Genomic DNA, 10,654 nt, shown 5'->3' on the forward strand with positions numbered 1-10,654 from the left:
AGATGCGAAAGGCGGATCGTCTTTTCCAGGTCGTGAACATCATTCGGGCTCATCAACCCGTTACGGCTACCGCGCTCGCGGAACGGCTCGGTGTTTCGATTCGAACGATTTATCGCTATATCGACGATCTTTCAGTGAGCGGGATACCGATCTATGGGGAGCCAGGGGTTGGATATTCAATGCAAGAAGACTTTGAGCTGCCGCCTCTAACGTTGACTGCGGATGAGCGCGATGCACTGAGCGTCGCCGTCAGCATGCTCTCGCGATCGACCGGCGACGCATTCCACTCCGCCGCAAGATCGCTGCTTTCGAAAATCGACGCCGTGATACCCCGTAAGATCCCGTCGTTGGACGACCAAGCAATTCGCTCTCTGGCGGAGCCGTTGTCCAGTGGGCAAATGTCCCGTTGGGATCAATTGCGTGAGGCCATTCGAGCGGAACACGCTGTTCGTATTGACTATGTCAGCCTTCGCGGCGTGTCATCACAACGCGACATATTCCCGTTGGGTTTATTCTACTGGGGTGGGAAATGGACGCTGGGCGCATGGTGTTTCTTACGCGGAGCTTATAGAGACTTTCGTGTCGATCTCATTAACGCCATCGAATCGGTTTCAACCCCGCTTCCGCCGAAGCACGCGATCAATCTCGTGGCCTACATGGCGCATCAAGCTGGCGATAGGGTGGCGTGAACTTCTTACTGACAAGTCGTTGTCAGTAGACCGGGTGGAAACTGGCGCTCCTCAGTCATTACATAGGAGCGCTGATATGGAAAACACCCACGTATTAGAAGTTGCCATTTTCAAGGTTAAGCCGGAATACGCCCCGGATATGCCGCGTCTTCGGGAAGACTTACGCGAGGCCCTGAAAGGCTTTCCCGGAGTGATCGAGTTTTGTGGATACAGTCCCATCGATTCGGATTCGTATGCTGATATCGTCAAGTGGGATGCCCATGAAAACGCACTGGCTGCAGCCGAGGCGTTTGAAAACGGCGATCCCAGATTTCTTCCCTACATGACGGCCATCGAAGAAATCACGTTCATGGGCCATTTTGTGCCGCAGAGAAGCTGACGATCATGCGGTCGGAAGATCTCTTTTTGGAGCCCGACTGACCAAGGCGTCAGTCGCTATCCGGGACGGGCCGGGCGGTGCGTTGCTTCACTAGCCTGTGCCCAAATCCCGTGCCGCTGGAGTGGGAGCCTCGGACCGGACCGCGCTATCTTCGGTAGCGTTTGTCTCGCGAGCTCGCCACAGCCCGGCTAACAAACTACCGATGAGACAGTGAAACACGCTTGAGATCGCGCTGGGTATCGCGGCCGCCGGGTCAGTGAGATTGTTCTTTGCCAGTACGGCACCCAAGCCGGAGTTTTGCATGCCGACTTCCACCGAGATCGTTCGCGTCGCCTGGGTGTTTTTGGTCAACGCCGCCGCCAACACGTAAGCAACGCCAAACCCTAGCACGTGCAGGCTCAGCACGGCTGCCACCAAGCTCGCGCCCGAGGTCAATATCATCTCCCGCCCGGAGCCGATGATGCTGGCAACGATCAAAACGATAGCGACCACCGCGATGGCCGGGGCGATGGGCTGAACACGGTCGGTTACGCGCGATGCATATCGGTTGAGAATCACCCCGAGGGTGACCGGCAGCAACACCACCTGCACGGTGTTTACAAACAAGCCCCAGGCGCTGATGTCGACGCGAGCCCCCACCAATATCGAAGTTAATGTCGGCGTTAGAACCACGGCCGCAAGGGTGGAGAGCGCCGTCATCGTGACCGATAGCGCCACATTGGCTCGGGCGAGAAAACAAATTACGTTAGAGGCTGTGCCCCCAGGGCAGCACGCGACCAAAATCAACCCCGCCGCCAGGAAAGACGGTAGATCGAACACGTAGCCCAATCCCCAGCCAAACGTCGGCATCAGGCCGAATTGCAAGAGGATGCCTAAAAGCACCCACCCGGGAAAGCGCGCGATGTTTTTGAAATCCTCGAGCCGGAGAGTAAGGCCCATGCCCAGCATAATGACTCCAAGCCCAGCGGTGATATAAAACCCACTGAACCAGGTGAACAGTTCGGGTTTGATGAGCGCTAAGCCGCTGGCCGTTAAAACCCACAGCGGAAACGCATTGGTGAATAGGCTCATCCAACGCATAAAACTCTCTCTCGATGCGATGTCCGGGGGGCATCTTAGCAAGACGAACCCCAGTCAACAGTCTTCATCTTGTCATTTTCGATGCCCGAAAACGGAGCCGGAGTCGTTGCACTTGCTCGTCGCGGTGAATTCGGAGTCGGTTCCCCATGCGCGCGGTAGCGGCTTTTGAGATTCTCGATTCCCCAACCGGACGATGGCTCTGACCGGTGATACCCGCGTGTCAATGTCGAGTAAAAGTTGACGAAATTCGACGCGTCCCGGGGAATGATGGATTCAAACCAGAGGTTCTCCACTCTTCAGCCGATATAAAAAGCTGGCTAGAAAAAATTGAGTCTGTCTCGAGGCCGGACGCATGAAACTCAAGACCAAATTGATCACTGTTTCGATTGTCTTAGCAATTGCTCCTTTGATCACCGCTGTGATTCTTCTTTGGTCGGTGACCACCAGCACGGCGAGCGACGCCTTGGAGGAGGCGGCTAAGAAACAACTATTTTCCATTCGCGACGCCAAAAAATCGGAGATTGAAGATTACTTCGCCACTATCCGCAACCAAGTGCTGACTTTTTCCAACGACCGAATGATCATTCAGGCCATGCGGGAATTCAAAGTGGCCTTTCAAAACATCACCAGCGACAGCGTAGCCGACCAACCGATCGACGAAATGCGTGCCAGGGTGGCGGCATACTATCAGGACGGCTTCGGCCGCGAGTATCAAAGACAGAATGCCGGTAAGCCCATCGATGCCGCCGCCCTTATTCGGCGATTGGATACCGAATCGGTGTTTCTACAGCACCACTATGTCGCCGCCAATGCCCATCCGCTCGGCAGCAAACATGAACTGAACGATGCCGGCGATCGCTCGGAATATAGCTGGCTGCACGCCCAATACCATCCCCACATTCGCGACTACATGGAAAGGTTCGGATACTACGATATCTTCCTCGCCGACCCGGATACGGGCGACATTGTGTATTCGGTCTACAAAGAGCTGGATTACAGTACGTCGCTGATCGATGGGCCCTATGCCGCAAGCGGCATCGGCGAAGCATTTCGTGCCGCCAATCGGATGGATCGGGCCGACGGCGTGGCGCTCATCGATTTCAAGGCCTATACGCCCTCGTATGAAGCAGCGGCGTCGTTCATCGCCTCCCCCATTTTCGATGGCAGCGAAAAAGTTGGAATTCTCATCTTCCAAATGCCCATCGGTAAGATCAACCAAATCATGACCCACCAGAACAAATGGAGTGAGGTCGGGTTGGGGGCCTCGGGTGAGACCTATCTGGTTGGGTCGGATTTTAAAGCCCGCAGTGTCAGCCGCTTTTTGGTGGAAGATCAGGCAGGGTACATCGCGCTCATGCGACAAGTGGGTGTCCCGTCAGAAATCCTCGCGGAAATGAGCGCCAAGGGCAGCGATATCGGTTTGCAGTCGATCAGGACACGCGGTACCGAGGCTGCCATCGCGGGCGAAAAAGGCTTTGCGATTTTCCCGAATTATCGCAATGTCAAGGTGTTATCGGCGTATACACCCCTTGATATTTCCGGGTTCAATTGGGCGTTGATGAGCGAGATCGACGAAGAAGAAGCGTTTGCCGCCAAACGCGTTCTCTCTCGCAAGATTTTAACGACTGCCGTGGTGCTGACCGGGATCATCGCTGCGGTCTCGATAGCGATTGGGTTGTTTTTCGCGTTGTCTATCACTCGGCCGATTATCCGTTTGAGCCGCGCGATGGGACGGATTGAAGCGGATAACGACCTGACTGTACGCACTGATGTGGCCTCGAAAGACGAGATTGGCGTCATGGCTGACGCGCTTAACGCCATGTTGGACAAATTCGAGTCACTCATTCGGCGAGTGACCAGTTCAACCACGCAATTGGCAACGGCTGCCGAGGAAGTATCGTTTGTTGCCAAAGACAGCGCCCGCAATGTGGAATCGCAGCGCAGCGAAACCGATTTGGTGGCGACCGCCATCAATGAGATGACCGCTACCGTGCGGGAAGTGGCCAGAAACACCAGCAGCGCCGCCGATGCAGCTCAAAACGCCGATCATGATGCGGACAATGGGAAGGATGTCGTCGGGAATGCCTCGGAGGCGATCGCCCAACTCGCGAGTCAGATCGAGAATGCGGCAAGCGTCATCAAATCGGTAGAACAAGACAGCGAAAGCATCGGCGCCATTCTGGACGTGATCAAGGGCATTGCCGAGCAGACCAATCTCCTGGCTTTAAACGCCGCAATCGAAGCCGCGCGTGCAGGCGAGCAGGGGCGAGGCTTTGCCGTGGTCGCCGACGAAGTGCGCACCCTGGCATCGCGGACCCAACAATCAACTCGAGAGATCGAGGAGATGATAATCAAGCTGCAGTCCGGGGCCCAAGGGGCGGTTAATGTGATGGAGCAGAGCTGTGTACAGGCCCAAGTCAGTGCGGAACAGGCCGGTACGGCCGCACAGGTTCTAAATGCGATTGCCGGTGCGGTGGCCACGATCAAAGAGATGAACACGCATATCGCCAGTGCGGCCGAACAACAGTCGGCGGTGTCGGAAGAGATCAACCGCAATGTCGCTACGATCAATCAGATTTCGGAGCAAACGGCGGCTGGCGCCGAGCAGACCACTGAGGCGGCCAACGAGTTGGCCCGCTTAGGCTCGGAACTGCAGCAGTTGGTCGGCCAGTTCAAAATCCAAAACCGATCAGCCAGCTAGTCCGTCGTCATTACTTTGCGCTGAACGGCGATCCCGCTTGCATATCGGATATCGCGCCATCAATACCGAGAAAACTCAAAGCCGGTTATTTGGGCGATTCCAGGAGCTTTCTGATCTCGACATCGTCAAATGGGCGTTGAAAATACGGCAGGCCTTCCAGTGTGCTGCGAATATCGGCAGGTAGTTCGCGATACTTTTTCTTAAATGCCCAGTTGTTTTTATTGAAGATCAGTTCTTTAGATGCCTCAATCGATTCGCGGGTCAACGCCGAGATTTCAGCATCCTCGAGAATCAGAATGGTATAGGCCAAATCTCCCAGAGCGGGCTGTTCACATTGTTCTCTAAGGTCGATACTCCGCGCCATGAGGAAGATTTCGACTTGGGGGTATGGGTACCTGCGCAAGGCGATCTGTGTTTCTTCATCTGGTAGCTCTCGCTCGTTCGCAATCCGGTTGCACTTTTCGAAAGCATCCATGTAGTGCCCAATCTTCATCCCCACATATTGCTGATCGTTGGCTATTGGCTCGGCCAAACAATCGGCGGATAGAAGGACGCAGAAAACCAGTGCTAGAAAACTTCTCGGCATTTGTCGCTTAGTCCCCGCATCCATAGTCAATCGCTTTCCAGAACTGCCTTTGCTGATCGGTTAGGCCAGGCCTCAGCTGTTGAAATTTGGCGATTTGTCTGATTCTGTATCGGACGAGTTCGGGAACCGCTGTTATTGCCGTGGCAAAAAGAACCCAGTCTGTCGAATAGATGTTGTAAACCGCTTCCGGGGCATGACTGCCAAGGAAAATAGTGGCAAGGACTCCGGATGATAGAGCGATCTGCAATGTGTTGCCCGCTTGTTGCAACCGTCGAATCTCTTCGAGCGCTAGTTCGTCCTCTCGGTCAAGCTACAGGTTCGAGATGTTGGGGCATACCATCCATTGAAGACCTATCGTTCAGAATTAAGTGGTCAGTTTTACACGGTCATTCTGGAAATGGCACAGGCGTGCATGAAACCGATGACAATCGGGGCTCTATCATTCAGGAGCGCTCGCTTTCAAACAACGCCCCTGGCTCCAAATCAGGTTGTATCTCAGCTCCGAAATCAACGGTTTCGGTTGTTTTCTTGGACTTTGGTGGCGGTGCTTGCCAGGGTACCAAGTTTTGCCCGATGGTTTCATAGAATTTGGTTACGCATGCGACGAGTTCAGGAACGAAATTACGTCGCTGGGTGAATTTTCCACCCAGATCAGACACCGTTTTGATCTCAAATCCCCGCGGCAACAAACCCTTTCGGTTGGCTAGTAACACGTCTACGTCATTCCTGATCGTGCTTAGGTCGGCGCACGAATCCGCGGTTCGACCTGGCCACTTTGCAACAATCAGTACCGTACCGTTTTCCGTTTTCGCTAACTGGCGTAAAAGCCACGTGACAGTGGCTGAAGCGCGCTTTTTGTCCCTTGGCGCATCTAATGACATTGATACCGTGACTGAGCGGCGCGTCAGGTCGGCTTCGACGGAGATGGGTGAGGCTGCGTCAGGTACATCAAGACGACTTAGGAGCTCACCAGTGCTGATGAACGAGTGTTGCATGGCTTCTAGGCGAGCTCTCGGGTCCTTGCGTTCCTTTGCGCTTAAGACGGTGGTGACGTTGGTTTCGAGCGCTCTGCTCATGAGCAACGCGGTGCACCGCATTAACTCATCCCAATCGCTGACAACGGCCGCTCCGATGGACGACCTCTTGTCCAGCTTGGACTTTGCGAAATAGAGCTTACACGCCTCTACCCATTCTTTACGCATCTGCTCGAATTCGGTGACCCCTGAGGAATCGTGTTCCAAATACCGAACATATTCTTCAAGCATATAGGCTTGATCGGGATCGGAAACGACGCTTTTCGACAGTTGGATTTTCGCTTCAGTTTCGAGGTGAGACCACGACCAGTGATAGAGAGAAACCTTTTTCAGCTTTTGTTTGTTAATTTCGCAAGGCGATTGAGAGGGGGTCGCGACAAATTGATTGGATATCGTCACCACCGCGTCGATGCCATGAGCTTTCGCGATGTCCAGATAACGCTCGATCTGATCTGAATGGAGATCGACTTTCTTCGTTTTCACTTCGACGAGTGCTCGCCAGACTCGCCGACCGTTATCGACGATGATGAGAGCATCTGGACGATCGTTCGAGTTACTCTTTTCGCCCTTGAAAATCGGCTCTAACCAAGCTTGGATTTTGGCGCGCTTTCCGGTGGGTGCTCCTAGAGGTGAAAGTAGTACCTCGGCGAACTCCTGTACGGCTGATAACATCGCGCAAGTTACGCAAGTGTTTCGTAGTTCCGGTTTTGTGACTACAGGAATGAGCCGCGCCAATTCACCAGAGATCAAGTAATCTGGTCGTTTCATTATTTCGCCCGTCATTTCTAACAACCCGAAAGATAGTCGGTCACTACAAAAATGGCTACAGTCAAACTTATCGACTGATGGTTCTAATCCTGTTAGATCGCGGTATTTCGTTTGCGTATTTCCAAACGTATTAGGTATCCCGGAGTGCCGTGCTATCGTCTTCAAAAACTGCACTGACAACGACTTTTTCTGTTCGGCTAAACGTCTCTATCGGGAACTTAGCGCGGACGGCTTTCGATTCGAGTCGTTGAAAAACAACGCACTCCGCTGGGCAACCAGCGGAGTGCGAGACGGGATTGCCAGATCTGATCGAGCTTTTTAGTCTTGTCTCCGGTCAATGGATGGCGGGCTGGGCCAGACCTATGGCGAATAACAGCGCTGCAGTGATGGCGGCCAGTGTGCGAACGTGGTTCCACAAGGTCCATCGGGTCACGTAGTGGCGCCAGAACGGATGACTTTCGGCGTGGGTAGGTGACGCGGCGGCCAGCCGATTGTTCAGAGGTACATTGGCCCACAGCGTGACCAAAAATGTGCCCAGGATGTAGGCAAACGCTCCCGCGACGAACCACGCTGTCGACGCCCCGTTTCCGAATACCAGTGTGGTGACGACCAAGCCGAATGACAAAGCGGCGGTTCCCATAAACGTGCCGAGAAACGAGCGGTTGATGACCACCACGTTGATCGACTGCATCGCGGCGATGCCCTGTGGCGCCGGTACCCGGGCGAGAGCTTTCATCACGAAGCTTGAGAATGCGAAGAACACCCCGCCGATCAAAGCAGAGCCCATCAGCGCCGCGGTGGCGATCATCGTGGTGGCGAGATCCATCACGCCACCACCGATTGTTTTCTTGGCGCAGCGTGCCAAACGCCGGTGGCCAGAGTCCGGCGCACGTAAGCAGTGAAATCAGTCGGCGCCCGGCCCAGCGCCCGCTGCACGCCGTCGCTCAGGTAGGCATTGCGGCCATCGAGCACGGTGGAAAAGAGGTAGTCCAACAACCATGCGATGTTGTCCGGTGCACCGGAGGCCTCGATGGCGGCGGAAAAAGCTTCGTGCGGGATGTGGACGTATTGGATTTCGCGATCGGTGGCCAGGGCGATCTCCGCCACGGCCTGCTTGAAGGTCAGCAGCCGTGGTCCGGTGACCTCGTAGATCTCGCCCGCGTGGCCACTTTCCGTCAATGCCGCCACGGCCACATCGGCGATGTCATCCGCGTCGATGAATGGTTCCGGGATGTCACCTGCCGGTAGCGTGACTTCGCCCGTCAGTACCATGTCGAGAAATTCGCCCTCGGAAAAGTTCTGATCGAACCAGCTGGCGCGGACCACCGTCCATTCTACGCCCGAGTTCTGAACAATCCGCTCACAACGTTGGGCTTCTTCCTCGCCGCGGCCGGATAAGAGCACCAAGCGCTTGACGCCTCGTTCCACGGCCTTTTTGACGAACACACTGATTGAATCGGTGGCGCCGGGTATGGCGAGGTCGGGTGCATAACTCACATAAGCGGCAGTGACACCCTCCAATACGGCATCCCAACCGTGTGGATTGTCCCAATCAAAGGCAGGTCGGGCGGACCGGGATGCCACACGCGTTGGGATTCCGCGGCTTTTCAACCGGTCCACAATGCGTCGTCCCGTCTTACCGGTTGCGCCGAGAACAAGGGTGAGTCCATTGGAAACGTGGGTGTGGTCGTGATTTTTCATGGTGATCTCCTGCTAGTGGCTTGACACTGTGTCAATTGACACAGTGTCAAGCTTGCGGTAACGTTGACACCATGTCAAGCGAGGCCGTCGAAACACGCAAACGCATTCTGGATGCGACTATCCGGATTCTTGAGGCGCGCGGGGGGCGTGGTGTGCGCATGGGCGATATCGCCAAGGCGGCGGACATCTCACGCCAAGCGGTTTACCTGCACTTTGCTTCGCGCGCGGAATTATTGGTGGCGGCGACCCGATATTTGGATAAGGCGTTGGAATTGGATCGGCGGCTGGCGCCCTCACGCGCCGCCCGGTCGGGGAACGAACGCTTGGCGCGCTATATCGATTTTTGGGGGCATTACATTCCGGAAATCTATGGCGTCGCTAAAGCGCTCATGCTGGCGCAGGACACCGATGACGCCGCGGCAACCGCCTGGAACGAACGGATGCAGGCGATGAGGGCGGGCTGTCAAGCCGCCATCGAGGCATTGGACGGGGATGGTCAGTTGGCCGGGGAGTGGACGGTTCAAAGCGCCACGGATGCCCTGTGGACCTTGCTGTTGGTACCCAATTGGGAAAACCTCACCCGGCAATGCGGTTGGTCGACCCGGCAGTACGTGGATCGGATGACCATCCTGGCCCGGCGAAACTTTATCGATCAGGGCAAGTGAGATCCTGCTGGCCGGAGTTTAAGGATTCAGCAGTTGTGTCTTGAGCGCCGCCTTTCGGGCCTGGCCAATGTCGTTCCAGTGCTTGTCTTGAAGCGCGCCTTCGAATGCATAGAGGTAATAACACACGGCCAACGTCTCGTCCGGGTGCTTTTCTTTGATCATTCGATGGGTTGCGGCGGGACCGTGAAAGCGCAGGTCCGCTTCCGAGAAGATACCGACCTCGTTCAAGCGGCTGGCGATCTTGCTCCCGATGTTCTTAAGATCCGTCAGTTTTCTATTCGGTGTCATAGTCGCTTTGGTACGCTTCGGTCGGCTCGATGGCCTGTACGATGTCCAAATGGACGCCGTTGGGGTCTTCAATGCAAAAATGCCGTTGCCCCCAGTCTTCTGAGCGCAATTCAAGCACGATGTCGAGCGAGTTCGATGTGGCTTCCCGGTAGGCGCTGTCCGCGTCATCGACCTCCAGGCTAAAAATCACCCCTTTGCCGTTGTATGCCTGCTGAAAGAAAGGCGGCTGAGTGGGTTGTTCGGGTAGCAGAAAGCCGAGTTGAACGCCGCCGTCAGATACCAAGTGCAGGTACCATTCGCCCGAGAAAGCCACATTGAAACCAAAATACTGGGTGTAAAAAGATTCGGCTGCTTTAAGATCTTTTACCGTAAAGACGGGGAACGAACTTTTCGCTTCGATCATCTCGGTCAGCTCCATGTGTTGAAAAAGCGACGCACCGCAGAGCGGTCTTGGTGATACAAAACGTTATATCACATACCCATTTTCATGATGTTTCGAATCCGCGCTTTAACCGATGCCGCTTCGTCCCTTAACGCCATCTCGAATAATTGCCCGGTCTCCTGACGGTATTCCGGGTACTGGCGGCTCAATTCATAGAAGCCGTTGTAAGCCCAAGCCCGTACGAGCTTGTTAGGATCCGTCAGACGGGCTCGGAGAAACGCCTCGACTTGATTTTTCTCCGGTTCATTGACGGGCACGTACCGCAGGCATTGTAGTACGTGTAGTTTTGCCTCCCAATGTTCCAGCACAGGCAGCGAGGCG

Annotated in this window: 12 protein-coding genes; 4 read left to right on the plus strand and 8 right to left on the minus strand. The window is 55.0% G+C overall.

All coding sequences use genetic code 11. From position 1 onward, the window contains the following. Positions 1-2: 2 nt before the first annotated feature. A complete protein-coding gene (locus tag SVU69_09680; protein MDY6943267.1) occupies positions 3-689 on the plus strand; it encodes a YafY family protein in 687 nt (228 codons plus the stop codon). A gap of 76 nt (positions 690-765) precedes the next feature. After that, positions 766-1,068 (plus strand): hypothetical protein, encoded by a 303-nt coding sequence (locus tag SVU69_09685; protein MDY6943268.1) that lies wholly within the window; start codon positions 766-768, stop codon positions 1,066-1,068. A gap of 90 nt (positions 1,069-1,158) precedes the next feature. Here the strand turns inward: SVU69_09685 and SVU69_09690 are convergent, their stop codons facing one another. Next, complete coding sequence (locus SVU69_09690; protein ID MDY6943269.1) at positions 1,159-2,139, minus strand: bile acid:sodium symporter family protein; 981 nt, start codon at positions 2,137-2,139, stop codon at positions 1,159-1,161. A 361-nt stretch (positions 2,140-2,500) separates the two neighbouring features. Here SVU69_09690 and SVU69_09695 point away from each other — a divergent pair, with 361 nt between their 5' ends. After that, positions 2,501-4,849, plus strand: a complete 2,349-nt coding sequence (locus SVU69_09695) for a methyl-accepting chemotaxis protein (protein ID MDY6943270.1) — start codon at positions 2,501-2,503, stop codon at positions 4,847-4,849. 85 nt (positions 4,850-4,934) lie between these two features. On the opposite strand, the gene SVU69_09700 is transcribed toward SVU69_09695, so the two are convergent. From SVU69_09700 to SVU69_09715, 4 genes are all read right to left on the minus strand, one after another. After that, on the minus strand, positions 4,935-5,465 hold the full coding sequence (locus SVU69_09700; protein MDY6943271.1) for a hypothetical protein: 531 nt from the start codon (positions 5,463-5,465) through the stop codon (positions 4,935-4,937). Positions 5,466-5,878: 413 nt separating this feature from the next. Next, positions 5,879-7,237, minus strand: a complete 1,359-nt coding sequence (locus SVU69_09705; GenBank protein MDY6943272.1) for a hypothetical protein — start codon at positions 7,235-7,237, stop codon at positions 5,879-5,881. 334 nt (positions 7,238-7,571) lie between these two features. Next, a complete protein-coding gene (locus SVU69_09710; GenBank protein MDY6943273.1) occupies positions 7,572-8,063 on the minus strand; it encodes an anthrone oxygenase family protein in 492 nt (163 codons plus the stop codon). Beyond that, complete coding sequence (locus SVU69_09715) at positions 8,063-8,938, minus strand: NAD(P)H-binding protein (GenBank protein ID MDY6943274.1); 876 nt, start codon at positions 8,936-8,938, stop codon at positions 8,063-8,065. The genes SVU69_09710 and SVU69_09715 overlap by 1 nt, the downstream gene beginning before the upstream one ends. A gap of 71 nt (positions 8,939-9,009) precedes the next feature. Here SVU69_09715 and SVU69_09720 point away from each other — a divergent pair, with 71 nt between their 5' ends. Continuing rightward, positions 9,010-9,603 (plus strand): TetR/AcrR family transcriptional regulator, encoded by a 594-nt coding sequence (locus tag SVU69_09720; GenBank protein ID MDY6943275.1) that lies wholly within the window; start codon positions 9,010-9,012, stop codon positions 9,601-9,603. Between the two features lie 18 nt (positions 9,604-9,621). On the opposite strand, the gene SVU69_09725 is transcribed toward SVU69_09720, so the two are convergent. The 3 genes from SVU69_09725 to SVU69_09735 all read right to left on the minus strand — a co-directional run. Then, positions 9,622-9,891 carry a TfoX/Sxy family protein gene (locus SVU69_09725; protein ID MDY6943276.1) on the minus strand — a complete coding sequence of 90 codons (270 nt, stop codon included), beginning with the start codon at positions 9,889-9,891 and terminating at the stop codon, positions 9,622-9,624. Then, positions 9,878-10,294 (minus strand): VOC family protein, encoded by a 417-nt coding sequence (locus SVU69_09730; protein MDY6943277.1) that lies wholly within the window; start codon positions 10,292-10,294, stop codon positions 9,878-9,880. Before SVU69_09730 ends, SVU69_09725 begins: the two co-directional genes overlap by 14 nt. A 68-nt stretch (positions 10,295-10,362) precedes the next feature. Further along, the coding region (locus tag SVU69_09735) for a hypothetical protein (protein MDY6943278.1) at positions 10,363-10,654 on the minus strand (292 nt) is incomplete at its 5' end.

Source organism: Pseudomonadota bacterium (assembly GCA_034189865.1).
GTDB lineage: Bacteria > Pseudomonadota > Gammaproteobacteria > UBA5335 > UBA5335 > JAXHTV01.

Coding starts and splice junctions, on each gene's coding strand:
- SVU69_09720 (MDY6943275.1), top strand. CDS start 9,010: ATGTCAAGCGAGGCCGTCGAAACACGCAAACGCATTCTGGATGCGACT.
- SVU69_09690 (MDY6943269.1), bottom strand. CDS start 2,139: ATGAGCCTATTCACCAATGCGTTTCCGCTGTGGGTTTTAACGGCCAGC.
- SVU69_09730 (MDY6943277.1), bottom strand. CDS start 10,294: ATGATCGAAGCGAAAAGTTCGTTCCCCGTCTTTACGGTAAAAGATCTT.
- SVU69_09705 (MDY6943272.1), bottom strand. CDS start 7,237: ATGAAACGACCAGATTACTTGATCTCTGGTGAATTGGCGCGGCTCATT.
- SVU69_09695 (MDY6943270.1), top strand. CDS start 2,501: ATGAAACTCAAGACCAAATTGATCACTGTTTCGATTGTCTTAGCAATT.
- SVU69_09715 (MDY6943274.1), bottom strand. CDS start 8,938: ATGAAAAATCACGACCACACCCACGTTTCCAATGGACTCACCCTTGTT.
- SVU69_09685 (MDY6943268.1), top strand. CDS start 766: ATGGAAAACACCCACGTATTAGAAGTTGCCATTTTCAAGGTTAAGCCG.
- SVU69_09680 (MDY6943267.1), top strand. CDS start 3: ATGCGAAAGGCGGATCGTCTTTTCCAGGTCGTGAACATCATTCGGGCT.
- SVU69_09710 (MDY6943273.1), bottom strand. CDS start 8,063: ATGGATCTCGCCACCACGATGATCGCCACCGCGGCGCTGATGGGCTCT.
- SVU69_09725 (MDY6943276.1), bottom strand. CDS start 9,891: ATGACACCGAATAGAAAACTGACGGATCTTAAGAACATCGGGAGCAAG.